The following is a 23,804-nucleotide window of genomic DNA, read 5'->3' as shown; positions in this document are numbered from 1 at the left end:
CGGCTACGCCCCGCGGGAGACGCAGCCCGCGAGGTGGTCGTCGACCAGGCCGCACGCCTGCATCAGCGCGTAGGCGGTGGTCGGTCCGACGAACCGGATGCCCGCCTTCTTGAGCGCCTTGGCCAGGGCCGTGGACTCGGGGGTCACCGCCGGCACGTCGGCGGTGCTCTCCGGGGCCGGGCCCGGCTTCTCCGGGGCGTGGGACCAGATCAGCGCGTCCAGCTCCCCCGGCCGCCACCCGGCCAGGACCTTGGCGTTGGCGAGGGTGGCCTCGATCTTGGCCCGGTTGCGGATGATGCCCTCGTCGGCGAGGAGCCGTTCGGCGTCCCGGGGCCCGAAGCGGGCGACCGCCGCGATCTCGAAGTCCGCGAAGGCCTTACGGAACCCCTCGCGCCGGCGCAGGATCGTCAGCCAGGACAGCCCGGACTGGAAGGCCTCCAGGCACAGCCGCTCGTAGAGGGCGTCGTCCCCGTGCACCGGCTTGCCCCACTCGGTGTCGTGGTAGGCCACGTAGTCCTCCGTGGACAGCCCCCACGGGCAGCGCAGTCCGCCGTCGGGCCCGGCGACCGGGCCGCCGCCGCTCACCGGTCGTCCTTGGTGAGGTCGATCCGGCCGGCGGGCTCCGGGGCGCCGGCCGGCCCGTGCGGCGCGGCGGCGGCCGTCAGCTCGGCGATCCTGGCGTCCCGCTCGGCCAGCTCGGCCCCGAGCCGGTCCAGTACGTCGTCCACCTCGGCCATCCGGTAGCCGCGCGGTCCGACCGGCAGCCGCAGGGCTTCGATGTCGGCCCGCACCACCGGCCGGCTCTCCGGGAGCCCGTCGGCCACCCGGTCCGGTTCGGCGTCGGGCAGTACGGCTTCCGCGCCTCCGCCGACCACCGCGAGGGTGACCGCGGCCACGACCACGACCAGCGCGATCAGCAAGAACCAGAACACGATCAACTCCCCTGAGAGACTCCGGCCACCAGGTTAAGGTCGCAGACGAGGCGCGAGGGTCGCCGAAGGAGGAAAGAGCAGGATGCTGCGACTGGGCAGGCGCGAGTTCGACCCCCACGAGCCGGTGATCATGGCCATCGTGAACCGGACCCCGGACTCCTTCTACGACCAGGGCGCGACCTTCCGCGACGAGCCCGCGCTGGACCGCGTCGAGCGGGCCGTGGCCGAGGGCGCCGCGATCATCGACATCGGCGGGGTCAAGGCCGGTCCCGGCGAACACGTGGACGCCGCCGAGGAGGCCCGGCGCACGGTCGGCTTCGTCGCGGAGGTGCGCCGCCGCCACCCGGACGTGGTGATCAGCGTGGACACCTGGCGCCACGAGGTCGGCGAGGCCGTGTGCGAGGCCGGGGCGGACGTGCTGAACGACGCGTGGGGCGGGGTGGACCCCAGGCTGGCGGAGGTCGCCGCACGTCACGGGGCGGGCATCGTCTGCACCCACGCGGGCGGGGTCGAGCCGCGGACCCGGCCGCACCGGACCTCGTACGAGGACGTCATGGAGGACATCCTGCGCGTCACGGTCGGGCTCGCGGAGCGGGCGGCGGCGCTGGGCGTCCCCCGGGAGTCGATCATGATCGACCCGGGTCACGACTTCGGGAAGAACACCCGGCACTCGCTGGAGGCGACCCGCCGGCTGTCGGAGATGACCGACACCGGCTGGCCGGTGCTGGTCTCCCTGTCGAACAAGGACTTCGTCGGCGAGACCCTCGACAAGCCGGTCAAGGAACGCCTGCTGGGAACGCTGGCCACCACGGCCGTGTCGGCCTGGCTCGGCGCCCGGGTCTACCGCGTCCACGAGGTCGCGGAGACCAAGCAGGTCCTCGACATGGTGGCCTCGATCCAGGGCCACCGCCCGCCGGCCGTCGCCCGCCGCGGCCTGGCCTGAGGAAGGCCCGGCCCGGGGGCCGCCGCGGCCGGGCCGTCCCCGTGCGGTCTCCCGCCCGGGGACGGTTCGGGAGCTACTTCCCGACTTCCTTCGTCACCAGCGCGATCGCCTCGTCCACGTCGTCCGTGACGTGGAAGAGGTAGAGGTCCTTCTCCGAGGCCTTGCCCTGCGCGATGACCGTGTTGCGCAGCCAGTCGATCAGACCGCTCCAGTACTCCGTGCCGAACAGCACGATCGGGAACCGGGTGATCTTCTGGGTCTGCACCAGGGTCAGGGCCTCGAACATCTCGTCCAGCGTGCCGAGACCGCCCGGCAGCACCACGAACCCCTGGCTGTACTTCACGAACATCGTCTTGCGGACGAAGAAGTACCGGAAGTTCAGACCGAGATCGACGTGCTGGTTGAGCCCCTGCTCGAAGGGGAGCTCGATGCCCAGGCCGACGGAGATGCCGTTCGCCTCGCGGGCGCCCTTGTTGGCCGCCTCCATCGCACCGGGGCCGCCGCCGGTGATGACGGCGAAGCCGGCGTCCACGAGCGCGCGCCCGATCCGTACGCCCGCCTCGTACTCCGGCGAGCCCACCGGAGTACGGGCCGACCCGAACACGCTGATCGCGGGCGGCAGCTCGGCGAGCGTGCCGAAGCCCTCGATGAACTCCGACTGGATGCGCAGGACCCGCCAGGGATCGGTGTGCACCCACTCGGAGGGTCCGGCCGAGTCCAGCAGCCGCTGGTCCGTCGTACTGCCCGCCTGGACCTGTCCCCGCCTGCGCAGCACCGGCCCGAGCTGCTGCTCCTCCGGCTTGCGACGGGACGAACCTTCAGGGTTGCCCATGATGTGCTCCCTCCTGCTGATCGTTGGATCAGGTTAGGCGCACGAAGGTGAAGGGAGGTGGAATTCAGGAGGTCAGCCAGGCGCGGAGTCGTTCCTCGCAGTGCAGGATCGCCTTCGTCTCGACGCGTTCGTCGACCTTGTGGGCCAGCAGGGCGTCGCCCGGACCGTAGTTCACCGCCGGGACGCCGAGCGCGCTGAAGCGCGACACGTCCGTCCAGCCGAACTTGGGCATGGCGTGGCCTCCGACGGCCTCCATGAAGGCCGCGGCGGCCGGGTGGGAGAGGCCGGGGAGGGCGCCGGGGGACGAGTCGTCGACGACGAACTCGTCGATCCCGCAGTCTGCGAAGACCTCCCGTACGTGGGCCAGCGCGTCGGCCTCGCTGCGGTCGGGGGCGTAGCGGAAGTTCACCGTCACCGTGCAGCCGTCGGGGATGACGTTGTTGGCGACGCCGCCCTCGATCCGGACCGCGTTGAGGCCCTCGTGGAACTCCAGGCCGTCGATGACCGGCCTGCGGGGCTCGTACGCGGCCAGCTTCGCCAGGATCGGGCCCGCTGCGTGGATGGCGTTGGCGCCCATCCAGCTGCGGGCGGAGTGCGCGCGCTCGCCCTTGGTGCGGAGCAGGACGCGCAGGGTGCCCTGGCAGCCGCCCTCGACCTCGGCGTTGGAGGGCTCCAGCAGGACGGCGAAGTCGCCGGTCAGCCAGTCGGGGTGGGCCGCGGCGACCTTGCCGAGGCCGTTGAGGTCGGCGGCGACCTCTTCCTGGTCGTAGAAGACGAAGGTGAGGTCGCGGTTGGGCTCGGGGACGGTCGCCGCGATCCTCAGCTGCACGGCGACGCCGGACTTCATGTCCGTGGTGCCGCAGCCCCACAGGACGTCGTTCTCGTCCAGGCGGGACGGCACGTTGTCGGCGATCGGCACGGTGTCGAGGTGGCCGGCGAGTACGACGCGCTCGCCGCGGCCGAGGTGCGTACGGGCGACGACGTTGTTGCCGTGGCGGTCGACGGTCAGGTGCGCGAGGCCGCGCAGCGCGTTCTCCACGAGGTCGGCGAGTGCCTTCTCGTCGCCGCTCACGGATGGGATGTCGACGAGCCGGGCGGTCAGCTCGGCAGCGTCCAGGGTGAGGTCCAGCTCGGATTCGGACATGGACCCGACCCTAACGCCCCGGGATGCGCCGGAACGGGGTCCGTCCGGTCACTGGACGCGTCGAACGCCTCAAGTACGGTGGGCCGCGTGTCCGAGACCGATCGCTCCCGTCCCCGCCGCCGCAGGCCGCTCCGCGTGGCCCTGGGTCTGGCCGTCCTGCTCGCGGTGGCCGGGTACTTCGCCGCGCAGCGGTCCTCCACCGGTGGTGGCGCTCCGTACTGCACGGTCACGGCGACCGGGGCGGGCGCAGCCTCCCCGGGCACCGTGCAGACGTACGAGATGACTCCCGAACAGGCCGCCAACGCGGCGACCATAGCCGCCGTCGGGATCTCCAAGGGACTGCCGGACCGGGCGGTGACCATCGCGCTGGCGACCGCGATGCAGGAGTCGGCGCTGCGCAACCTCGACCACGGCGACCGGGACTCGCTGGGCCTGTTCCAGCAGCGGCCCTCGCAGGGCTGGGGCACCCCGCAGCAGATCATGGACCCGGTGTACTCGGCGGGGATCTTCTACGACCGGCTCGCCGAGATCAAGGGGTACACGCGGCTGCCGCTGACGGTGGCCGCGCAGAAGGTGCAGCTCAGCGGCTTCCCGCAGGCCTACGCGAAGCACGAGCCGGACGCCACGGTCCTGACGGCCGCCTTCGGCGAGAGCGGCACGCCGGCCACATTGACCTGCTCGGGCCCGGCCCCGCAGCCGGGCGACCCCGAGAGGGTCCGCGCGGAGCTGACCCGGGCCTTCGGCAAGGAGGCCCTGGGCGGCGCCCACGGCGGCGCCACGGCGGGCCGCACGAGGCCGGGCACGGTCCCGGAGGCCGAGGTCTCCCTGCGGCTGCGGAAGGACGGCGGGCCGGGCGAGGCGCGCCGGGGCCGGGCGATGGCCCACTGGGCGGTGGCCCGTTCGAACGAGCTGGGGATCGCCCGGGTCTCGTACGGCACCTCCCGTTGGACGGCGGGCGACGAAGGGGGCGCCTGGCGCCCGCGGAGCGCGGGCGGGACGGACCCGTACGACCCGGCGCCGGACGAGGTGCGGATCTTCGTGGCCCGCCGGGGCTGACCCGGGGACCGCCCGTACGTACGGGACCTCACCCGTGCGGGGGTGGCCGGCCGGCCGGGCCGGGTGGCCCGGAAGCGGACGGAAGGCCTGGTGGGCGCGCATCCAATGCGTTTGTCGCGGAAGCCGATTAAACGATGCGTTACTGATCCTTTACCCGCCGGGTCCGCAACTCCACCCACCCCGGCAGCGGTTGTACACGGCGTACTCAGCCGCTACCGCTTAGGAGCATCATGTCCCTCCCCCTGACCCGTCGGATCGCCCGCGCCGCGCTTCTCCTCGCAGCCGGAACCGCTCCCGTGGTCGGTGCGGCCGGCGCGGCCAGTGCCGCGGGCCTGGAGTCCGTGCCGCAGCTGGGCGCCCTCACCGCGCCGGACGCCTCCGCCGCCACCGACGCGGCGGGCGCCGTGACCGGGGCCGTCCCCGCCGCCGCCACCGAGGCCGTCCCGGCCGCCGCCCCCGCCGCCGCCGTGGCGGACGGTGCCGGCGGGATGCTGGGCGGGCTGCCGGTGGCCGGGCAGCTGCCGGTCAAGGACCTTCCCGTGAAGGACCTGCCGGTGAAGGACCTGCCGGTCGGCCAGCTGCCGGTGAGCACCCTGCCCGTCGGTCAGCTGCCGCTCGGGGGCTGACCCGTACGGAACGCCGAAGGGGCCGGGAGTGAGCACTCCCGGCCCCTTCGGGCCGTCACGGGGCGGCGGCGCCTCAGCCCAGGCGCTTGACCGCGGCCTCGACCCGCTCGTCGGTGGCGGTGAAGGCCACGCGGACGAAGTTCGCGCCCGCCTCGCCGTAGAAGTCGCCGGGCGCGACCAGGATGCCGAGGCCGGCGAGGTGGGCGACGGTGTCCCAGCAGGGCTCGTCGCGGGTCACCCACAGGTAGAGGCTGGCCTCGCTGTGCTCGACCCGGAAGCCGTGCGCCTCCAGGGCCGTGCGCAGCGCCTCGCGGCGGGCGGCGTAGCGGCCGCGCTGCTCCTCGACGTGGGCGTCGTCGCCGAGCGCCGCGATGACGGCGGCCTGGACGGGGGCGGCGGTCATCATGCCGCCGTGCTTGCGGATCTCCAGCAGTTCGCCGAGTACGGCGGCGTCACCGGCGATGAACGCGGCCCGGTACCCGGCCAGGTTGGAGCGCTTGGAGAGCGAGTGGACGGCCACGACGCCCTCGTAGGAACCGCCGCAGACCTCGTCGTGCAGGACGGAGACGGGCTCGGCCTCCCAGCCGAGTTCCAGGTAGCACTCGTCGCTGAAGAGCAGGATGCCGTGCTCGCGCGCCCAGGCGACGATCCGGATCAGCTCCTCCTTGGAGAGGACCCTTCCGGTCGGGTTGGACGGGGAGTTGAGCCACAGGAGCTTCACGCCGGCCGGGTCGAGCTCGGTCGGGTCGTCGTAGACCACGGCCTCGGCGCCGCACAGCCGCGCGCCGACCTCGTACGTCGGGTAGGCCAGGCGCGGGTAGGCCACCTTGTCGCCGGCGCCGAGGCCCAGCTGGGTCGGCAGCCAGGCGACCAGTTCCTTGGAACCCACCACGGGCAGGACGTTGCGGTGCCCGGCGGCGCTCGCGCCGAGCCGGCCGCGGAGCCAGCCGGTGATGGCGTCGCGCAGGGCGGGCGTCCCCCATACCGTCGGGTAGCCCGGGGAGTCCGCGGCGCCGATCAGGGCGCGCTGGATCAGCTCCGGGACCGGGTCCACGGGCGTGCCGACGGAGAGGTCGACGATGCCGTCCGCATGGGCCGCCGCCGTGGCCTTGTACGGCTCCAGCTTGTCCCAGGGGAAGGCGGGAAGACGGTCGGATACTGCGGCCACGGTGGTCTCTGCTCTCTGTGGGTAGCGGGAAAACGGCTCGGTCCCGTGCGGCAGGAGTGCCGTACGGGACCGAGAGGCGCGTCTGCCGTGAACGGTCAGTGCTCGCCGTTGATGTCGGCAGGCAGTGCGGCGACGAAGGGGTGGTCCCGCTCGATCAGACCGAGCTTGGAGGCACCACCGGGCGAACCGAGCTCGTCGAAGAACTCGACGTTCGCCTTGTAGTAGTCCTTCCACTCCTCCGGGGTGTCATCTTCGTAGAAGATGGCCTCGACCGGACAGACCGGCTCACACGCGCCGCAGTCGACGCACTCGTCCGGGTGGATGTACAAGGACCGCTGGCCCTCGTAGATGCAGTCGACGGGGCATTCTTCGATGCATGCCTTGTCCTTGACGTCGACACAAGGCTCCGCGATGACGTAGGTCACGCTCTCGTTCCTCCTCGGTAGGGCTTTCCATTCGCGCGGGAGCGCGGCGTCGTCGATGCCCGCACCTAGTATCTCCGTTCCCGGGCACGATCCGAACAGGAGGGGCGGACAGAGCTGTGGAAATCACTGCCGGTGGGCTGCTGGAGATCCGTATCACCCCGGCTGACGTGGGTAAACGAGTCTCTGTACGACGGGTGGAGGGCGAGGCTGGGGTACCCCCTGTCTTCTCGGACGCCGTCGGCGTTCTCACATCCTGGAACGAGAGTGTGCTGACGATCACACGCAAGGACGGCGTGTCCGTCCGTATCCCGGAATCCTCGCTGGTAGCGGGCAAGGTCGTGCCCCCCGCGCCGGCCCGCCGACGCGGTCCGGCCGCCTCCTTCGAGGAGCTCGCGAGGGTCACGGCGCGGGCCTGGCTGCCGCTGGAGAGCGAGCGGCTGGGCGAGTGGACCCTGCGGGCCGCCGAGGGGTTCACCCGGCGGGCCAACTCGGTCCTCCCGCTCGGCGATCCCGGGATACCCCTGGACGAAGCACTCGCGCGGGTGACGGCGTGGTACGCGGAGCGCGGGCTTCCGGCGTACGTGCAGGCGGCGACGGGCGCGGTCGGCACGCAGGAGCTGCTCTGCGCGGAGCTGGAGCGGCGGGGCTGGGTCAACGAGGTCTCCGCGGAGGTCCGGATCGGGGCGCTCGCGCCGGTCGGCGAGGCGGACGCGGACGAGTCGGCCTCGGCCGCGGTGACGCTGACGCGGACTCCGGACGAGGACTGGCTGGACCGCTACGGCAAGACCCGGGACCCGGGGCTGGTCCGGCGGATGCTGGTCGAGGGGCCGTCGGTGTGGTTCGCCTCGCTCGGCGGCGGCCGGGCCGTCGGGCGCATGGTGGTGGACGGGCGCTGGGCGGGCTTCGGCGCCGTGGCGGTCGACCCCGAACACCGGCGCCGGGGGCTCGCGACGGCCGTGATGGCGGTCCTGGCACGGCGGGCGCTGGAGGAGGGCGCGTCGGCCGCGTGGCTCCAGGTGGAGACCGACAACCCGGGGGCCCGCGCCCTCTACGACGGGATGGGCTTCGCCACCCACCACGCCTACCACCACTTCCGGGAGGGCGGCCGGTGAGCGCGGCGACGCGGGAGCTGTTCGCGGCGGAGGCCCGCGCCGAGCGGCCGGACCTGGCGCAGCTGTGCCTGCTGCTGGCGGCGGAGGCCGACCCGGAGCTCGACGAACGGGCCATGGACTGGGCGCAGATCGAGCTGGACCGGCTCGCGGGGATGCTTCCGTACGGGCTGCGGGGGGCGCGGGCGTGGGCCTCGGCGGTGACGGAGCTGCTCGGGGGCCGGATGGGCTTCCACGGCACCCCGGCCGACTACGACCGGCTGTCGTCCTCGCTGCTGCACGAGGTGCTGCGGCGTCGGCGGGGACTGCCGATCCTGCTGTCGGTGGTGTGGCTGGAGGTCGCCCGGCGGGCCGGGGCGCCGGTGTACGGGCTGGGGCTGCCGGGCCACTTCGTGATCGGCTTCGGGGATCCGGAGGAGGGGGTCGTCGTGGACCCGTTCTCCGGCGGGGCCTCGCTGGGCGCGGGCCCGGCGGAGCTGGCCGAGGGGCCGCGGACGCCGGCCCGGACCCTGGACATCGTGCTGCGGATCCTGAACAACATCCGGGCGTGGGCCTCCGCGCGGCCCGAGCAGTCGGGGGTCGCGCTGTGGGCGCTGGACCTGGCGCTGCTGCTGCCGTCGCATCCGGCGAGGTTGCGGTACGAGCGGGCGCGGCTGCTGGTGGAACGGGGGGCGTTCCGGGAGGGGGCGGGTGAGTTGGAAGCGTACGCGCTGGTGATGGACGCGGTGGACGTCGACGCTGCGGTCCGGATCAGGGCGGAGGCCGTCTCGGCCCGCGCCCTCCTGAACTGACCCTTCCCGGCGGCCTTCGGGGCGCGGGGGTCCGGGGGCGGAGCCCGCGGAGGGGCTTGGCTAGAGCCAGCCCTTTTCGCGGGCCACCCGCACCGCTTCGGCCCGGTTGCGGGCCGCGAGCTTCTGGATGGCCGTCGAGAGGTAGTTGCGGACCGTGCCCTGCGACAGGTTCAGGCGGGCCGCCAGTTCCGCGTTGGTCGCGCCGAACTCCGCCTCCCGCAGGACCTCCCGCTCGCGGTCCGTCAGCGGGTTCGCGCCCTCCGCCAGGGCCGCCGCGGCGAGGGTGGGGTCGATGACGCGCTCCCCCGCCAGGACCTTGCGCACCGCCTCGGCGAGCTGCGCGGCCGGGGCGTCCTTGACCAGGAAGGCGGAGGCACCCGCCTCCATCGCGCCGCGGAGGTAGCCGGGCCGGCCGAAGGTGGTCAGGACGACGATCTTGAGGGAGGGGTGGGACCGGCGGAGTTCCGCCGCGGCCTCGATGCCGGTCATGCCGGGCATCTCGATGTCCAGGAGCGCGACGTTCACGTCGTGGTTCCCGGCCGCGGCGACCACCTCGTCGCCCCGCGCGACCTGGGCCAGCACCTCGATGTCCGGCTCCAGCCCCAGCAGGGCGGCGAGGGCCTCGCGGACCATCGACTGGTCCTCGGCCAGCAGGATGCGGATGGGTGCGGCTGGGGTCATGAGGAGGATCCTAGGGGGACCCGGGCGCGCAGCCGGAAGCCGGTCTTGCCCGCGGGGCCCGCCGCCAGGGTGCCGCCGACGGCCTCCAGCCGTTCCGTCAGACCGGTCAGGCCGTTGCCGTGGGCGCTGGGGCCCCCGGCGCCGTCGTCGCGGACGGTCAGTTCCATGACCGGGCCCGCGAGCGTCTGGCAGGCCTCCAGGGTGACGGTGCACCGTTTGGCCCCGCTGTGCCGGACGACGTTGGTGACGGCCTCGCGCAGCGACCAGGCCAGGGCCGACTCCGTCTCCTCCTGGAGTTTCCCCGGAGCCTCGGTCGGCAGGTCGGCGGTCACCCCGGCGGCCGTCAGGGCCGTGCGGGCCCCGGCGAGTTCACCGGGGAGCGTGGGGCGCCGGTAGCCGCTGACGGCCTCCCGTACGTCGACCAGCGCCTGCCGGCAGACCTGCTCGATGTCCGCGACCTGCCGGGCGGCCCGGTCGGGGTGGTCCGGCAGCATCCGGCCCGCGAGTTCGCTCTTCAGCGTGATCAGCGAGAGGGAGTGGCCCAGCAGGTCGTGCAGGTCGCGGGCCATCCGCAGGCGTTCCTCGTTGGCCGCGAGCTGGGCCACGGTGGCGCGGGCCTCGCGCAGTTCCATGGTGGTGCGCAGCATCGCCCGGACGCCGACCATCGCGAATCCGCCCATCAGGGCCGGGAGCAGCAGACCCACCAGGTAGTGGTCGCCGTCGGGCACCAGGAGGGCCGTCGCGCTGAGCAGGGCGGTGGCGGCGGGAACGGTCCAGCGGGCGTACTCCCCGGGCAGGGCGGCGCCCGAGCAGATGGCCACGTAGACGAAGAGGACGAGCCATTCGCGGCCCAGGGCCAGCGACAGGACCGTGGCCAGGGCGGCGAGGACGCCGAGCGTGATCATGACCCGGCCCGGGAAGACCACGGGCCCGGCCCGCAGGACGAGGATCAGGTAGGCGACCACGAACGCGGCGAGGCCGAGGACACCGAGCGTGCGGGCCGCGGCGCCGTGTCCGCCGCGGACCAGGTCGATGACGGGGGCGCTGAGGTAGAAGAGCCACAGCCCCGTCCAGAACAGCTTCACGAGGTGCTGGCGGCGGCTCCCGGGCGGGATCCCGATCCGGATCCCGCCCGTCGCCCGCGTCGTGTCGGCGTCGTCGTAGTCGTCGACCGTCACTGCCATCTCTGCGTCACGCCTTCAGCGAGTCCTTGCGGTACAGCCAGGCGGCCGCACCGGTGAAGAGTACGAAGTACCCGGCGAGGATCGCCACGTCCTTGACGTGCGGTGCGCCGCCCAGCTCGATCGCCTGGCCGAGGCCCGCGTAGGCGTGGGTGGGCAGCCACTCGCAGATGGTCTGGAGCCACTGCGGGAAGGCGGCGGTGGGCATCCACAGGCCGCCGAGGATCGAGAGGCCGAAGTAGAGCAGCATCGTGATGGGGCGGACGTTGTCCCCGCTGGCGCAGTAGCCGATGGCCACGCCCAGCGCGGCGAAGACCAGGCTGCCGGCCCAGATCGCGACGGTGAGGGCGAGCCACTGCCAGACCTCGAACCGGACGTCCTTGGCGAAGGCGGCCACCGCGAAGACGACCAGGATGGCGGGCAGGGAGAGCACGCCCGCGCTGGCGGTCTTGGCGAGGACGTAGCCGCGGCCGGGCAGGGCGGTCAGGCGCAGCTGGCGGACCCAGCCCTTCTCCCGCTCCTTGGCGATGCGTTCACTGTTGCCCACCAGGACGGCGGTCAGCGCGCCGAAGGAGGCCATGGCGACCATGTAGAAGGCGGGCATCGTCAGTTCGGTGCCCATGACCTTGGTCGTGCCGCTCAGGGTGCCGCCGAGCATCAGGAAGAGGGCGGCCGGGTACATCACGGTGAAGAACAGGTACTTCTTGTTGCGCAGGGCGCGGATGACCTCCAGCTTGATCAGCTGGTACGTTCCGGCGTTCATCGGTTGGCCTCCTCGGCCTCGGTGAGGGCGATGAAGGCCTGCTCCAGGCCGAGGCCCGCGACCTCCAGGTTCCTGGGGTAGAGGCCGAGCGCGTACACGGCGTGCACGGTCGCGTCGGCGTCGCTCGACTGGAGCTTGACGGTGGTGCCGTGCAGCTCGAAGCCCGTCAGGGCGGGCAGGGCGCGCAGCACCTGCTCGTCGACGGTGCCGTCGAGGTCGAAGGCGACCCGGCGGGCGCCGGCCTTCGCCTTGATCTCGGCGGCGCTGCCGTCGGCGAGGAGCCGGCCCTTGTTGAGGACCAGCACCCGGTCGGCGATGGCGTCCGCCTCTTCCAGGTAGTGGGTGGCGAACAGGACCGTGCGGCCCTGGGCGGCCTGTTCCCGCATGGTGGCCCAGAAGGCCTGGCGGGCGGTGACGTCCATGCCGGTGGTGGGCTCGTCGAGGACGATCAGGTCGTTGTGGCCCGCGGTGGCGAGGGCGAAGCGGACGCGCTGCTCCTGGCCGCCGGAGAGCTTGTTGACCATGCGGGAGGCGATCTCGGTGATGCCCGCGCGGTGCAGGACCTCGTCCACGGGGTGCGGGCGGGGGTGCAGGGAGCAGCCGAGGGCGACGAGTTCGCGGACGGACACCTCCTCCATGAGGCCGCCGCTCTGGAGCATCGCGCCGACCCGGCCGGCCGCGACGGCCTCGCGGGCGGTGCCGCCGAAGAGCCGGACCTCGCCGGAGTCCGCCGGGCGCAGCCCGAGGAGGAGGTCGAGGGTGGAGGACTTGCCGGCCCCGTTGGGGCCGAGGAGTGCGACGGTCTCACCCGGGTGGAGTTCCAGGGAGAGGCCGTCGACCGCGCGGACCTGGCCGTAGCTCTTGGTCACGTTCTGGAAGCTCACCACCGGGCCGGCCGTGGTGGCCGGTCCCGCGGAGTGCGCCGGGGTCGTCGTCGTCATGGACCGAGGATCGCCCGTACGGGGGTGCGTGCGGCAGTGTCGGCGGTCGTGACTGCGGCATGACGGATGTCATGCGGTCGGCATGACGCGGACGGGTGCGGACGCGGTGCGGCCGTCGTGCGGACGCGGCGCGGCCCCTTCCCGGGGGCCGGGAAGGGGCCGTGCGTGCAGTGCGTGCCGTGCGTGCGGGACCGTCAGCCGGCGTTGGTCTCGATGGTGACGATCCGCTCGGCGGGGGTCTTGCCCACGAGTGCCTTGCCGAGGGCGCCGGCGACGTCCTGCGGGGTGACCGCGGTCTTCGCGCCGGTCCCCCGCATGATCATGACCCCGTCGAAGGTGTTCCCGTAGGTCGCCTTCAGGGCCTCCAGGTCGTACTTCTCGACGAGGTGGCCGTCCACGGCGGTCATGCTGAGGATCTTGGGCAGGGACCTGGCGCCGAAGGGCAGGCTCTTGCCGCCCGCCTTGACGGTGGCGGGAGCCGACATCGCCGGCTCCGCGAACTCCTTCATCGCCCGGTTCAGTTCGGCCTCGGTGACGGTGGGTTCCTTGGTGGCGGTGGGGAGTTCGACCGCGCCGGCCTTGCCGGTGCCGACCAGCTCGCGGAAGGCCTTGGTGACCTTGTCCACGGAGCCGTCGACGTCGAGGCTGGTGCCCGCCTTGCCGGGGACCGCGACGGCCTTGCCGGTGTCGAACTTGATGGTGCCCTCGGTGGCCGAGCCGGCGGTGCCGGCGAGCTCCTGCAGGGCGACCCGCAGCTTCTCCTCGTCGACGGGCATGACCGCCTCGGCGGTGCGCTCGACGCCGAAGAGCGAGCCGACGACCGTGACGGGGTTGTAGTCGCTGCCCGCCGCGTTGCGGACCGTGGTCTGGCTGTCGAGGGTCAGACCGGCCTTCTCGGGCTTCAGCTCGACCTGCTTGCCGCCCACGCTGAGCTGCAGCGGGGCCGCGGCGCGGGTGCCGAAGGCGGTCTGGAGCTTGGTGACGGCGTCGTCGCGGCTGCCGCTGATGTCGACGCCGAGGACGGTGGTGCCCTTGGGGACGTCGGAGTGGTTCAGCAGCAGTCCGGCGCCGTAGACCGCGCCGGCGAGGACGACGACGGCACCGCCGAGGAGGGCCACCTTGGAGCGGCCCTTCTTGGCGGGCGCGGCCGGGGCGGCGGACTTGCCCGCCTTGCCCGTCTTGCCGGGCTTCGCGGGCTTCTTGCCGGCCGGGCCGGGCGGCGGGGGCACCGGGACGGTCTGCCGCGGCGGCTGCGGACCGGGCGGCGGGGTGATGGGGCCGGGCTTCTGGACCGGGGCCGCGAAGTCCGCGGCCTCGGGACCGGGCCAGCGCGGGGACTCCTCGGCCCCCACGGGTACGGTGCCCAGCGCGGGCCCGCCGGTCGGCCCGTCGGGCGCGTCGAAGGCCGGGAACGCCTCCGTGCTGGGACCCGTGTCGAACTCCGGGTACGCCGGCGCGGGGGCGCCGACGCCGGGACCGCCGACGGCCGGGGCGGGGGCGAACCCGGCGCCGCTGCCGTGCGGGGCCGGGGGCTGGACCGGGCCCGGTCCCTGGCCGCGGGTGGGGAGCGGCGGGGGCGCGAAGCCCGCACCGGCGGACGGGGCGGCCGGGGGCGCGGTGGAGCCGTAGCTGGCGCCCGTCGGCGCGGGCGCCGGGGCGGACGGCGGGGCCGTGGCGCCCTTGCGCGGCGCGAACCAGTTGCTGGACTCCTCCGCGGCGGGCGCGGGCGGTGCGGCGGGAGCGGGGGCGGACTGGCCCGGCGCGGCCTGGCCGGGCGCGGACCGGCCCGCGGAACCGGGCGGCAGGGCGCGGGCGGCCGACGCCTGTCCGGAGGCGGGCGCCGGCGGCGCACCGCGCGGCGGGGCCTGGGCCGGCGCCTGGGCCTGGGCCGGATCGGCCCCGGTCCGTTCCGCAGCGGAGCCGCCCGCGGCGGCCCCCTTCACCGGCTTGCGTACGACCACCGGCGGGATCGGCCGCGAACCCGGGATGTTGATCCGGATCCGGGTCGTCAGGGTGGTCTCGGTCTTCGGCCCGTCGGTGTCGGGCGTGGACGGGTTCGACGTCACAGGGTTCTCCTCCGGGGCGCTCGTCGCGCCGGGCCCGAATGGCACAGTCGTGGACGGGTGCTGGCCGGTTCCGTACGGCGGCGTACCCGAGGGGTAGGCGGCTCCACCGTGCCCCTGGGGCCCGGGGGACGAACTGTCAGTTTCACGACTCAAGGCAGGTTCTCCCGGTTGGCTCCGCCGCCCGTCTTTACCGTGCGCGGGCAGCTCGGCGGCCCGTCCACCATACTGGCCGCCGCCCGCACGCAACTGTCCCCCGGGAATCCCAGGTTCCTCTTCGCTCTCCACACGCCCTCTCCCGAGGGCCCGTCAAACCCCCTCAACCCGTCCCCGATCGGCGAGCGGCGGAGTTCAGCGGCCCGTCAGCCGCGCGGCCGGGAGGCCGAAACGGACCCCTCCACCGGGCCGCGCATCGTGGCGCAGATCACAGCGATCACACTTCCCCCCAAAAGGTATGCGTACATACCGATTCCGGAGGAACCCAACAGGAAGTCCCCTTCGGGTCGGGGGAGGGTGAGCAGGACGTACGACAGGAACCAGCCGGCCGCCGCCGCGCCCACTCCGGCCGCCGCGCCGATCGCGATCCGCGAGCCGAGGAACAGGCCGAGCAGGGCCAGCAGGGCCAGCAGCAGCCCGGCCGGGAACCACAGGTCCAGTACGAGCCAGCCGGCCGCGCCGGTGAGCGCGCCCGCGACGAGCAGGCCCAGCAGGGCGGCGATCCGCCCGGGGGTCCAGGGCGTGGTCATGCGCGCACCCCCGCGAAGAGGTCCCGCTCGCGCGTGCCGGCCGGGGCTCCCGGCTCGCCCGCGGCGAGTTCGTAGTACTCGCGGACGAACAGGGGCTGGGCCAGGTCGTTGGAGAGGGCGAAGAAGGGGCCGTCCACGGCGATCTGGGTGACGTGCGCGCGCATCGCGGCCGCCTTGGCCGCCGCCCATCCCCGCCCGCCGCCGCCGTCACCGCCGCCGCCGCCGATCTCGGCGGTGATCCGCTCGTCGTCGACGACCCCGGGGACGTCCTGCGGGCCCGCGACGCCGGGGAAGGGCGTCCCGGTGGCGCGCAGCCGGGCGAAGCCCTCGTCGACGACCGAGCGCGGGACCCGGTTCCAGTAGAGCTTCGCCACCGCGTGCGCGGGGCCGAGCTCCGGCCGGTGGGCGGGGTCGGCGGCCAGCTCCGCGCCGCGCGTGGCGACGCGGTGGGCCTGGATGTGGTCGGGGTGGCCGTAGCCGCCGTCGGGGTCGTAGGTGACGAGGACCTGCGGCCGCAGTTCCCGGATCACCTCCACGAGGTACCCGGCCGCCTCGTCCAGGTCCGCGGACCAGAAGGCGCCGGGGCGGGTGTTCTGCGGGGCGCCCATCATCCCGGAGTCCCGGTAGCGGCCGGCGCCGCCGAGGAAGCGGTGGTCGGTGACCCCGAGTTCCTTCATGGCGGCGGCGAGCTCCCCGACCCGGAAGGGGCCGAGGGTGTCGTCGCGGTCCGGCGCGAGGTGGGCGAGCTCGGCCGGGATGACCTCGCCCTCCTCGCCGAGCGTGCAGGTCACCAGGGCGACGTGGGCACCCTCGGCCGCGTACTTGGCCATGGTGACGCCGTTGTTGATCGACTCGTCGTCCGGGTGCGCGTGCACGAGGAGCAGACGACGGGCGGGAAGACCGTTCATGGGGCCAGCCTACGAGCAGGACCGCGCGGCCGCGTCCCTACAGCTTGAGGCCGCTGATCATGCTCGCCACGTTGGACGTGAGCTGGCTGAGCGTCGGAGCGATCGTCGAGCTCGCCAGGTAGAACCCGAGCAGCACGCACACGAAGGCGTGCCCCGCCTTCAGTCCCGACTTCCGGACCAGAAGGAAGACGACGATCGCCAGCAGCACCACGGCCGAGATCGAGAGTGCCACGGCGTTTCACCTCCACGTCGAGCGGACATCGGTACGCGTACTCGTGCTCGGCGAAGTCATACCCACCGTGCGCTACGGATCATAACTATCCGTACCAGCGCATCGATCGAATTCCGGCAGCACGAGGGGCGCATGCCGCGCACGCCCGGGGGCACGCGGAGGCCGGGCGGGAGGACGTCGCGTCGCCCCGGGCGCCCCCCGGAGCCCGAACGGCCACATCCCGTCCGCCCGCACGGTCCGGAACTCGGGGCAGACAGGGTCAAGTCGCCCACGCACAGAGCGTGTTGCCATGGCCGGAACCCGACCGCGACGCCGTGCGCACGGTGGCGAAAAATAATCGCTCGAACGGCCGGGGGCCGGCGGACGGGCCCGCGGGACGCTACGCATCGGCGTCCCGCGGGGGCGCCGACGGGGGCGGCACCACCTGCTTCTCGGCCGCGAAGTGACAGGCCGACGGGTGGGCGGCCGGCCCGGACGGGAGGGCCTGCGGGACCGCCAGCAGCGGGACCTCCACGGCGCAGCGCGCCTCGGCCTTCCAGCAGCGGGTGCGGAAGGTGCAGCCCGAGGGCGGGTTGGCCGGCGAGGGGACGTCACCGGTGAGGATGATGCGCTCGCGCCGCTCGCGGGCCCCGGGGTCGGGGACGGGCACGGCGGACAGCAGGGCCTGGGTGTACGGGTGGGTGGGGTGGTCGTAGATCTGGGTGTCGGTGCCGGTCTCGACGATCCGGCCGAGGTACATGACGGCGACCCGGTCGGAGATGTGCCGGACGATCGAGAGGTCGTGGGCGATGAACACGTAGGAGAGCCCGAACTCGCCCTGGAGGCGCTCCAGCAGGTTGACGACCTGGGCCTGGACGGAGACGTCGAGCGCGGAGACGGGCTCGTCCGCGACGATGACCTCGGGCCGGAGGGCCAGGCCGCGGGCGATGCCGATGCGCTGGCGCTGGCCGCCGGAGAACTGGTGCGGGTAGCGGTTGATGTACTCGGGGTTGAGGCCCACGACGTCCAGGAGTTCCTGGACCTTGCGGCGCCGGTCGCCCCTGGGTGCCACCTCGGGGTGGATCTCGAAGGGCTCGCCGATGATGTCGCCGACCGTCATCCGCGGGTTCAGCGAGGTGTACGGATCCTGGAAGACCATCTGGATGTTGCGGCGGACGGCCTTCAGGGCGCGGCCGGACAGCTTGGTGATGTCCTGGCCCTTGTACGAGATCGCGCCCGCGGTCGGGCGTTCCAGGTTGACCAGCATCTTGGCGACGGTGGACTTCCCGCAGCCGGACTCGCCGACGATGCCGAGGGTCTCCCCTGCTGCCAGCCCGAAGGAGACCCCGTCGACGGCCTTGACCGCGCCGATCTGCTTCCTGAAGAGGATGCCCTGGGTGAGCGGGTAGTGCTTGACGAGGCCGCGGACCTCCAGGATGGGCTCAGCCACCGAGGCACTCCTTCCAGAAGAAGCAGGCGCTGGCCCTGCCCGGGGCGACGTCGGCCAGCGGCGGGACCTCCGCCCGGCAGGCGGCGCGGGCCATCGGGCAGCGGGGGTTGAAGGCACAGCCGGCCGGGATGGCGAGCAGGTTGGGCGGCAGGCCCTTGATGGCGTAGAGGTCCTGGCCCTTCTGGTCCAGGCGCGGGATCGAGTCGAGCAGGCCGCGGGTGTAGGGGTGGGCGGGGGCCGCGTAGAGGTCGTGGACGGGGGCGTTCTCGACGATCCGGCCCGCGTACATGACGGCGATCCTGTCCGCGACGTCGGCGACGACGCCGAGGTCGTGGGTGATCAGGATCAGGCCCATGTTCATCTCGCGCTGGAGCTCCGCGAGCAGGTCCATGACCTGGGCCTGGACCGTCACGTCGAGGGCCGTGGTCGGCTCGTCGGCGATGATCAGGGAGGGGTCCAGGGCCAGCGCCATGGCGATCATGATGCGCTGGCGCATGCCCCCGGAGAACTGGTGCGGGTAGTCCCCCACCCGCTGCCTCGCCGCCGGGATCCTGACCCGGTCCATCAGCTCCACGGCCTTGGTCCTGGCGTCCTTGCGGGACATCCCGCGGTGGACCTCGTACATCTCGCCGAGCTGGGCGCCCACGCTGAGCACGGGGTTGAGGGAGGAGAGGGCGTCCTGGAAGATCATCGCCATTCCGGCGCCGCGCACCCTGCGCCGCTCCTCCTCCTTCATCGTGAGGAGGTTCTTGCCCTTGAAGAGGATCTCGCCGCCGGCGATGCGGCCCGGCGGCACGTCGAGGATCCCCATCACGGCCTGCGCGGTGACGGATTTGCCGGAGCCGGACTCGCCGAGCACGGCGAGCGTCTCGCCCTCGTCGACCGAGTAGTTCACTCCGTTGACCGCCTTCGCGACGCCGTCGCGGGTCTTGAACTCCACGTGCAGGTCGCGGACTTCGAGCAGCATCTGGCGACTCACTCCTCAGCGCAGCTTGGGGTCGAGGGCGTCGCGCACCGCGTCGCCGAGCATGATGAAGGCGAGCACGGTCAGGCTCAGGGCGCCCGCCGGCCAGAGCAGCATGTGCGGGGCGTTGCGGATCTGGGAGGCGGCGTTGGAGATGTCGATGCCCCAGGAGACGGTGGGCGGGCGCAGCCCGACGCCGAGGAACGACAGGGTGGCTTCGAGGGCGATGTAGGTGCCCAGCGCGATGGTGGCGACGACGATGACGGGGGCGACGGCGTTGGGGGCCACGTGCCGCAGCAGCATCCGGCCGTTGCCGGCGCCGAGGGCGCGGGCGGCCTGGACGTAGTCGTTCTGTTTGGCGGTGATGACCGAGCCGCGGGCGATGCGGGCGATCTGCGGCCAGCCCAGCAGCACGATGAAGCCGACGACGGGCCAGACGGTGGTGCTGGTGACCACGGAGAGGAACACCAGGCCGCCGAGGACGACGGGGATCCCGAAGAAGATGTCGGCGACGCGGGAGAGCACGGCGTCGCCCCAGCTGCCGAAGAAGCCGGCGAGCCCGCCGAGCGCGGAGCCCAGCAGGGCGGCGCCGAGGGTGGCGCAGACGCCGACGGTGATGGAGGCGCGGGCGCCGTAGACGGTGCGGGTGTAGACGTCGCAGCCCTGGGTGTCGTACCCGAAGGGGTGTCCGGGCTCGGGGCCCTGCTGGGACTTGGACAGCCGGCAGTACAGGGGGTCGCCGCTCGCGATGAGCTGGGGCCAGATCGCGATGACCACCAGGAAGAGGATCATCAGGGAGGAGATGACGAAGACGGGGTTGCGGCGCAGCTGGTGCCAGGCGTCGGACCAGAGGGAGCGGGCCTTCTCCCGCGGGCCGGTGTCGGGTCCGGGGGGCCGCTCCAGGCTCTCGCCCCCCTCCACGGCGAGGTCCATGGGCCCGCCCTGACCGGTGGGCGAGACCGCCTCGCGCGGACGTGGGCCCACGGGGTCGTACATGGCGGGGCCTTCCGGGCGCTCGGGGTCAGGCATACCGGATCCTCGGGTCCAGGACCGCGTAGAGCAGGTCGACGAGCAGGTTCGCCAGCAGGAAGACGATCACGAGGATGGTGACGAAGCCGACCACGGTCGGCGAGTTGTTGCGCAGGATGCCCTGGTAGAGCTGGTAGCCGACGCCGTGGATGTTGAAGATCCGCTCGGTGACGATGGCGCCGCCCATCAGGGCGCCGATGTCGGTGCCGATGAAGGTGATGACGGGGATCAGGGAGTTGCGCAGCAGGTGGCGGGTGACGACGCGGTGGCGCGGCAGGCCCTTCGCGGTGGCGGTGCGGACGTAGTCGGCCTTGGCGTTCTCGGCGATGGAGGTGCGCGAGAGCCGGGTGACGTAGGCGAGCGAGACGAGGGCGAGGACGATGCCCGGCAGGATCAGCTCGTTGAAGGGGGCGTCAGGGGAGACGGTGGGCCGTACCCAGCCCCATTTGACGCCGAAGACGTACTGGAGCAGGTAGCCGGTGACGAAGGTGGGCACCGAGATGACGACGAGGGTGAGCACCAGGACCGAGGTGTCGATGGACTTGCCCCGGCGCAGCCCGGTGATCACGCCGAGGGTGATGCCGATGACGATCTCGAAGAAGATCGCGACGATGGTCAGGCGCAGGGTGACCGGGAAGGCCGAGGCCATCAGGTCGGTGACGCTCTGCCCGTTGAAGGCGGTGCCGAAGTCCCCCTGGAAGATCTGGCCCATGTAGTGCAGGTACTGCTTCCACAGGGGCTGGTCGAGGTAGAGGTCCTTGCGGATCCGCGCGGCGGTGGCGGGGTCGGGGGCCTTGTCGCCGAAGAGGGCCGCCACCGGGTCGCCGAGCGCGTACACCATGAAGAAGATCAGGAACGTGCTGCCGATGAACACCGGGATCATCTGGAGCAGTCGCCGGATCACGTAACGTCCCATGGACTGCTCCAGGATCGATCCGAGGGGTGGGTCAGCTGACCGTGATCTGGTTGTAGACCGGGACGCTGAACTGGTTCAGGGCGACGTCGGAGATCCGCTCGGAGTGCCCGGCGCTGCCGTTCTGGTACCAGAGGGGGATGGACGGCATCTGCTCCGCGAGGATCTTCTCCGCGTCCTGGAACTTGGCGATCGCCTTGGGGGCGTCGCTCTCCTGGTTGGCCTCGTCGACGAGCTTGTCGAAGTCCGGGTTGCTGAACTTGCCGTAGTTGGAGGAGGCCCCGGTGTAGTAGAGCGGCTGGAGGAAGTTCTGGATCAGCGGGTAGTCGGCCTGCCAGCCGGAGCGGAAGGGGCCGGTCAGCTTGTAGGCGCTCTGCTGGTTCCTGAAGTCGGCGAAGGTGCCGATCGGGTTGACCGTGCAGACCGGGCCCTCGCCGATCGCGTTGTTGATGCTGTTGCAGACCGCGTCCATCCACTCGCGGTGCGAGCCGGTGTCGACGTTGGAGGTCAGCGTGACCTTCCCGCCGGGCAGGCCGCCGCCCTCCTGGATGAGCTTCTTGGCCGCGGCGGGGTCGTACTTGCAGGCGTCGCCGCAGAGGGTGGCGTTGAAGCCGCCCTTGGCCCCGAGGGCGGGGGAGGTCCAGTCCTTGCCCGGTGTACGGGTCTCGCGGAAGATCTGCTGCGTGATCTCGTCGCGGTTGATCGCCATCGAGATGCCCCGGCGGACCTTCTCCATGCCCTCCTTGCCCCACTGGGGGTCGTAGAGCGGGAAGGTGAGGGTCTGGATGATGAGGGCCGGCTGGTTGATGTACCGGTCGCCGAGGTCGTTCTTGACGTTCTTGAGCTGCTGGGCCGGGATGTCGTCGACCAGGTCGAGGTTGCCGGAGATCAGGTCGGTGTAGGCGGTGTTGTTGTCGGTGTAGACCTTGAGGTCCACACCGCCGTTCAGCGCCTTGTCCGCACCCGTGTAGCCGTCCCACTTGCGCAGCTTCATCCCGGTGCCCTTGGTGTACGAGTCCACCGTGTACGGGCCGTTGCCGATCGGCTTGTCCAGCCAGCCGGCGTGGTCGGTGAAGAAGGCCTTGGGCAGTGGCGAGAAGGCCTGGTAGCCGAGGGTCTGGGGCCAGGTGGAGAACTTGTGCTTCAGGGCGACGGTGAAGGTCTTGGGGTCCTTGACGACCAGCCCGGACATGGTCTTCGCCTTGGGCTCGCCGGTCGTGGGGTGCACGTCCGCGTAGCCGACGATGTCGGAGAAGAACGGCGAGTTGTTCTGCTTGTTGCGCACGTCGGCGCCGTAGTTCCAGGCGTCCACGAAGGACTGGGCGGTGACCGGCTCGTCGTTGCTGAACTTCCAGCCGTCCTTCAGTGTGATCGTGAAGTTCTGACTGTCCGTGGTGTCGATCTTCTCGGCGAGCATGTTCACGGCCTCGCCGGTCTTCGGGTCGTAGCGCTTGAGGCCGCGGAAGAGCATGTCGAGGACCTTGCCGCCCTGCACCTCGTTGGTGTTGGCGGGTTCCAGCGGGTTCTGCGGGTCACCCCAGGAGGAACTGACGATCCCTTCGGCACCGCCGCCGCCACCGTCGCTCTGTTTGCCGCAGGCCGTCGCCGCGAGGGCGACGGCCACCGCACATGCGGCCCACTTGGCGTGGGTGGCTCCGCGCATGGAGTGCCTCCTAGGGGTACCAAGACTCGCTTCGGGGCCAATGTCACCCCATGTGGGTCCCTGCACACCCCTGGTTGGACCGATTGCACCCTCGCGTCCCCCGGCTGTCACCCCTGCGAGTGCAAAGCCAGCTCCCAGGTGTCCACGGCGTAGTGCGGTCGCATGCCGTGCGCTTGGTACAGCCCGACTGCGCCGGTTTCGTTGGCGGTGTCCACACCGAGGCCCACCGTGTCGCGGCCCCGGGCGGCGTACGCGGCGAAGCCGTGGCGGAGCAGGAAGCCGCCGACGCCCCGGCCGCGCAGCCCCTCGCGTACGCCGATGTGGCTGATCCAGCCCATGCTGGTGCGGTCGTCCCGGGTCAGCAGCACGGCCGCGTCGCCCGCCCCGGGCAGGCTCGCGATCCACACCAGGGACCAGTCGAGGGTGCGGGCGTCGAGGTGGTCCAGCCAGGGTTCGTACGCGCGCGGGGCGTGCCCGAAGTGGGCGGCGAAGGTCTCCTCCACCAGGGCGTGGGCCCGGCGGCGGTCGGACCCGTCGGCCCCGCAGTCGCGCAGGGCCAGCCCCGGGGGCGGCACGGGCGGGGCGGCGTCGGCCGGGGTGAGCCGACGGGTCATCACCTGGTGGCGGCGCACGGTGCGGTAGCCGCGCCCGGCGAGGAGGGCCGGGTCCAGGGTGGGGGCGGCGCCCAGCTGCAGGCGCAGGCGCGGGCGGTCGGCCCCGGCGGCCATCGCGCGGGCGCGGGCCTCCATCAGCTCCAGCAGCCGGCGGGCGGCCCCGGGCTCGCCGGGCAGCACGTAGTGGTCGCCGTCGATCCGGCCCGGTCCGGAGTCGTTCCAGACGAGGGCGTAGGCGACGGGCCGGCCGGCGCGCAGGGCCAGCCAGGAGTCGGTGGCCAGGTCCACCCGTGGGTGGTTGAGATCGGCCAGGGCGGTGCCCAGGTCGGTCTCGGGTCTGCCGATCTCGATGACGTCGACGGCGTTGAGCAGGGCGCAGATGTCGGAGGCGTCCCCGGGGCCGGCGGGCCGGACGGTCAGCGTGTCGCGCATCCGCCCACTCTCGGCGCCGCCCACGCCCGGCCGCAACCGGCTTCCGCCCCGCGGACGGGAAAAGCACCGGGGGGGGGGGGGGGGGGGGGGGGGGGGGGGGGGGGGGGGGGGGGGGGGGGGGGGGGGGGGGGGGGGGGGGGGGGGGGGGGGGGGGTGGGGGGGAGGGGGGGGGGGGGGGGGGGGGGGGGGGGGGGGTGGGGGTGGGGCCGCCGGGCCGGG

25 protein-coding genes are annotated in these 23,804 nt (G+C 72.7%); 5 read left to right on the top strand and 20 right to left on the bottom strand.

The window, feature by feature from the left end:
- Nucleotides 1-3: 3 nt before the first annotated feature.
- Nucleotides 4-585 carry a DNA-3-methyladenine glycosylase I gene (locus tag ACZ5D2_RS35945; RefSeq protein ID WP_371676797.1) on the bottom strand — a complete coding sequence of 194 codons (582 nt, stop codon included), beginning with the start codon at nucleotides 583-585 and terminating at the stop codon, nucleotides 4-6.
- Nucleotides 582-932, bottom strand: a complete 351-nt coding sequence (locus tag ACZ5D2_RS35940; protein WP_371676798.1) for a DivIVA domain-containing protein — start codon at nucleotides 930-932, stop codon at nucleotides 582-584. Before ACZ5D2_RS35940 ends, ACZ5D2_RS35945 begins: the two co-directional genes overlap by 4 nt.
- Nucleotides 933-1,014: 82 nt before the next feature.
- Between ACZ5D2_RS35940 and folP the strand changes: the two genes are divergently transcribed.
- Complete coding sequence (folP, locus tag ACZ5D2_RS35935; RefSeq protein WP_371676799.1) at nucleotides 1,015-1,875, top strand: dihydropteroate synthase; 861 nt, start codon at nucleotides 1,015-1,017, stop codon at nucleotides 1,873-1,875.
- 73 nt (nucleotides 1,876-1,948) lie between these two features.
- On the opposite strand, the gene ACZ5D2_RS35930 is transcribed toward folP, so the two are convergent.
- Nucleotides 1,949-2,707 carry an LOG family protein gene (locus ACZ5D2_RS35930; RefSeq protein ID WP_371676800.1) on the bottom strand — a complete coding sequence of 253 codons (759 nt, stop codon included), beginning with the start codon at nucleotides 2,705-2,707 and terminating at the stop codon, nucleotides 1,949-1,951.
- Between the two features lie 64 nt (nucleotides 2,708-2,771).
- Nucleotides 2,772-3,851, bottom strand: a complete 1,080-nt coding sequence (gene dapE, locus ACZ5D2_RS35925) for a succinyl-diaminopimelate desuccinylase (RefSeq protein ID WP_266842067.1) — start codon at nucleotides 3,849-3,851, stop codon at nucleotides 2,772-2,774.
- 87 nt (nucleotides 3,852-3,938) lie between these two features.
- On the opposite strand from dapE, the gene ACZ5D2_RS35920 reads away from it, so the two are divergent.
- Entirely contained in the window at nucleotides 3,939-4,907 is a 969-nt protein-coding gene (locus ACZ5D2_RS35920; RefSeq protein ID WP_468935356.1) for a hypothetical protein, read from the top strand.
- Nucleotides 4,908-5,137: 230 nt separating this feature from the next.
- Nucleotides 5,138-5,533 (top strand): ATP-binding protein, encoded by a 396-nt coding sequence (locus ACZ5D2_RS35915; protein WP_371676802.1) that lies wholly within the window; start codon nucleotides 5,138-5,140, stop codon nucleotides 5,531-5,533.
- Nucleotides 5,534-5,606: 73 nt separating this feature from the next.
- Here ACZ5D2_RS35915 and dapC read toward each other — a convergent pair whose 3' ends face one another.
- Both dapC and fdxA read right to left on the bottom strand, forming a co-directional pair.
- A complete protein-coding gene (dapC, locus tag ACZ5D2_RS35910) occupies nucleotides 5,607-6,701 on the bottom strand; it encodes a succinyldiaminopimelate transaminase (protein WP_371676803.1) in 1,095 nt (364 codons plus the stop codon).
- A 95-nt stretch (nucleotides 6,702-6,796) separates the two neighbouring features.
- Nucleotides 6,797-7,126 (bottom strand): ferredoxin, encoded by a 330-nt coding sequence (gene fdxA / locus ACZ5D2_RS35905; protein ID WP_030226044.1) that lies wholly within the window; start codon nucleotides 7,124-7,126, stop codon nucleotides 6,797-6,799.
- 116 nt (nucleotides 7,127-7,242) lie between these two features.
- Here fdxA and ACZ5D2_RS35900 point away from each other — a divergent pair, with 116 nt between their 5' ends.
- Together ACZ5D2_RS35900 and ACZ5D2_RS35895 are read left to right on the top strand one after the other, a co-directional pair.
- Nucleotides 7,243-8,238: a GNAT family N-acetyltransferase gene (locus tag ACZ5D2_RS35900; protein WP_371676804.1), complete on the top strand. Its 996-nt coding sequence runs from the start codon at nucleotides 7,243-7,245 to the stop codon at nucleotides 8,236-8,238.
- A complete protein-coding gene (locus ACZ5D2_RS35895) occupies nucleotides 8,235-9,026 on the top strand; it encodes a transglutaminase-like domain-containing protein (RefSeq protein WP_371676805.1) in 792 nt (263 codons plus the stop codon). Before ACZ5D2_RS35900 ends, ACZ5D2_RS35895 begins: the two co-directional genes overlap by 4 nt.
- A 60-nt stretch (nucleotides 9,027-9,086) precedes the next feature.
- Here ACZ5D2_RS35895 and ACZ5D2_RS35890 read toward each other — a convergent pair whose 3' ends face one another.
- The 14 genes from ACZ5D2_RS35890 to ACZ5D2_RS35825 form a co-directional block, all read right to left on the bottom strand.
- Nucleotides 9,087-9,707, bottom strand: coding sequence for a response regulator (locus tag ACZ5D2_RS35890; protein ID WP_468935350.1), 621 nt, complete (start codon nucleotides 9,705-9,707; stop codon nucleotides 9,087-9,089).
- Nucleotides 9,704-10,891, bottom strand: coding sequence for a sensor histidine kinase (locus tag ACZ5D2_RS35885; protein ID WP_468935348.1), 1,188 nt, complete (start codon nucleotides 10,889-10,891; stop codon nucleotides 9,704-9,706). Before ACZ5D2_RS35885 ends, ACZ5D2_RS35890 begins: the two co-directional genes overlap by 4 nt.
- A 7-nt stretch (nucleotides 10,892-10,898) precedes the next feature.
- A complete protein-coding gene (locus ACZ5D2_RS35880) occupies nucleotides 10,899-11,651 on the bottom strand; it encodes an ABC transporter permease (protein ID WP_371676808.1) in 753 nt (250 codons plus the stop codon).
- The gene (locus ACZ5D2_RS35875) at nucleotides 11,648-12,592 is read right to left on the bottom strand and encodes an ABC transporter ATP-binding protein (protein WP_371676809.1); all 945 of its coding nucleotides are present in this window, start codon (nucleotides 12,590-12,592) and stop codon (nucleotides 11,648-11,650) included. The genes ACZ5D2_RS35880 and ACZ5D2_RS35875 overlap by 4 nt, the downstream gene beginning before the upstream one ends.
- Nucleotides 12,593-12,786: 194 nt before the next feature.
- On the bottom strand, nucleotides 12,787-14,811 hold the full coding sequence (locus tag ACZ5D2_RS35870) for a peptidoglycan binding domain-containing protein (RefSeq protein ID WP_468935343.1): 2,025 nt from the start codon (nucleotides 14,809-14,811) through the stop codon (nucleotides 12,787-12,789).
- A 206-nt stretch (nucleotides 14,812-15,017) separates the two neighbouring features.
- Nucleotides 15,018-15,401 (bottom strand): DUF6113 family protein, encoded by a 384-nt coding sequence (locus tag ACZ5D2_RS35865; protein ID WP_371676811.1) that lies wholly within the window; start codon nucleotides 15,399-15,401, stop codon nucleotides 15,018-15,020.
- Nucleotides 15,398-16,309, bottom strand: a complete 912-nt coding sequence (mshB, locus tag ACZ5D2_RS35860; protein WP_468935340.1) for an N-acetyl-1-D-myo-inositol-2-amino-2-deoxy-alpha-D-glucopyranoside deacetylase — start codon at nucleotides 16,307-16,309, stop codon at nucleotides 15,398-15,400. The genes ACZ5D2_RS35865 and mshB overlap by 4 nt, the downstream gene beginning before the upstream one ends.
- Nucleotides 16,310-16,346: 37 nt before the next feature.
- Nucleotides 16,347-16,541, bottom strand: a complete 195-nt coding sequence (locus tag ACZ5D2_RS35855) for a hypothetical protein (RefSeq protein ID WP_136213899.1) — start codon at nucleotides 16,539-16,541, stop codon at nucleotides 16,347-16,349.
- 379 nt (nucleotides 16,542-16,920) lie between these two features.
- Entirely contained in the window at nucleotides 16,921-17,970 is a 1,050-nt protein-coding gene (locus ACZ5D2_RS35850; protein ID WP_468935337.1) for an ABC transporter ATP-binding protein, read from the bottom strand.
- On the bottom strand, nucleotides 17,963-18,937 hold the full coding sequence (locus tag ACZ5D2_RS35845; protein ID WP_359920605.1) for an ABC transporter ATP-binding protein: 975 nt from the start codon (nucleotides 18,935-18,937) through the stop codon (nucleotides 17,963-17,965). The genes ACZ5D2_RS35850 and ACZ5D2_RS35845 overlap by 8 nt, the downstream gene beginning before the upstream one ends.
- A gap of 15 nt (nucleotides 18,938-18,952) precedes the next feature.
- Nucleotides 18,953-19,963 (bottom strand): ABC transporter permease, encoded by a 1,011-nt coding sequence (locus ACZ5D2_RS35840; protein ID WP_371676814.1) that lies wholly within the window; start codon nucleotides 19,961-19,963, stop codon nucleotides 18,953-18,955.
- Nucleotides 19,956-20,879, bottom strand: a complete 924-nt coding sequence (locus ACZ5D2_RS35835; protein ID WP_468935333.1) for an ABC transporter permease — start codon at nucleotides 20,877-20,879, stop codon at nucleotides 19,956-19,958. The genes ACZ5D2_RS35840 and ACZ5D2_RS35835 overlap by 8 nt, the downstream gene beginning before the upstream one ends.
- A 31-nt stretch (nucleotides 20,880-20,910) precedes the next feature.
- Nucleotides 20,911-22,539, bottom strand: coding sequence for a peptide ABC transporter substrate-binding protein (locus tag ACZ5D2_RS35830; protein WP_371676815.1), 1,629 nt, complete (start codon nucleotides 22,537-22,539; stop codon nucleotides 20,911-20,913).
- Nucleotides 22,540-22,646: 107 nt separating this feature from the next.
- Nucleotides 22,647-23,585: a GNAT family N-acetyltransferase gene (locus ACZ5D2_RS35825; RefSeq protein WP_468935330.1), complete on the bottom strand. Its 939-nt coding sequence runs from the start codon at nucleotides 23,583-23,585 to the stop codon at nucleotides 22,647-22,649.
- Nucleotides 23,586-23,804: the final 219 nt, after the last annotated feature.

It is taken from the genome of Streptomyces sp. NPDC031479, from assembly GCF_055581065.1.
The sequence above is the reverse complement of the archived record's forward strand: the minus strand, read 5'-3'. Positions and strand labels throughout refer to the sequence as shown.

What these genes read in the sequence shown, in the direction of transcription:
- folP (WP_371676799.1), top strand. Translation starts at nt 1,015, where the DNA reads ATGCTGCGACTGGGCAGGCGCGAGTTCGACCCCCACGAGCCGGTGATC.
- ACZ5D2_RS35930 (WP_371676800.1), bottom strand. Translation starts at nt 2,707, where the DNA reads ATGGGCAACCCTGAAGGTTCGTCCCGTCGCAAGCCGGAGGAGCAGCAG.
- dapE (WP_266842067.1), bottom strand. Translation starts at nt 3,851, where the DNA reads ATGTCCGAATCCGAGCTGGACCTCACCCTGGACGCTGCCGAGCTGACC.
- ACZ5D2_RS35915 (WP_371676802.1), top strand. Translation starts at nt 5,138, where the DNA reads ATGTCCCTCCCCCTGACCCGTCGGATCGCCCGCGCCGCGCTTCTCCTC.
- ACZ5D2_RS35890 (WP_468935350.1), bottom strand. Translation starts at nt 9,707, where the DNA reads ATGACCCCAGCCGCACCCATCCGCATCCTGCTGGCCGAGGACCAGTCG.
- ACZ5D2_RS35885 (WP_468935348.1), bottom strand. Translation starts at nt 10,891, where the DNA reads ATGGCAGTGACGGTCGACGACTACGACGACGCCGACACGACGCGGGCG.
- ACZ5D2_RS35880 (WP_371676808.1), bottom strand. Translation starts at nt 11,651, where the DNA reads ATGAACGCCGGAACGTACCAGCTGATCAAGCTGGAGGTCATCCGCGCC.
- ACZ5D2_RS35875 (WP_371676809.1), bottom strand. Translation starts at nt 12,592, where the DNA reads ATGACGACGACGACCCCGGCGCACTCCGCGGGACCGGCCACCACGGCC.
- ACZ5D2_RS35865 (WP_371676811.1), bottom strand. Translation starts at nt 15,401, where the DNA reads ATGACCACGCCCTGGACCCCCGGGCGGATCGCCGCCCTGCTGGGCCTG.
- mshB (WP_468935340.1), bottom strand. Translation starts at nt 16,309, where the DNA reads ATGAACGGTCTTCCCGCCCGTCGTCTGCTCCTCGTGCACGCGCACCCG.
- ACZ5D2_RS35845 (WP_359920605.1), bottom strand. Translation starts at nt 18,937, where the DNA reads ATGCTGCTCGAAGTCCGCGACCTGCACGTGGAGTTCAAGACCCGCGAC.
- ACZ5D2_RS35840 (WP_371676814.1), bottom strand. Translation starts at nt 19,963, where the DNA reads ATGCCTGACCCCGAGCGCCCGGAAGGCCCCGCCATGTACGACCCCGTG.
- ACZ5D2_RS35835 (WP_468935333.1), bottom strand. Translation starts at nt 20,879, where the DNA reads ATGGGACGTTACGTGATCCGGCGACTGCTCCAGATGATCCCGGTGTTC.
- ACZ5D2_RS35830 (WP_371676815.1), bottom strand. Translation starts at nt 22,539, where the DNA reads ATGCGCGGAGCCACCCACGCCAAGTGGGCCGCATGTGCGGTGGCCGTC.
- ACZ5D2_RS35825 (WP_468935330.1), bottom strand. Translation starts at nt 23,585, where the DNA reads ATGCGCGACACGCTGACCGTCCGGCCCGCCGGCCCCGGGGACGCCTCC.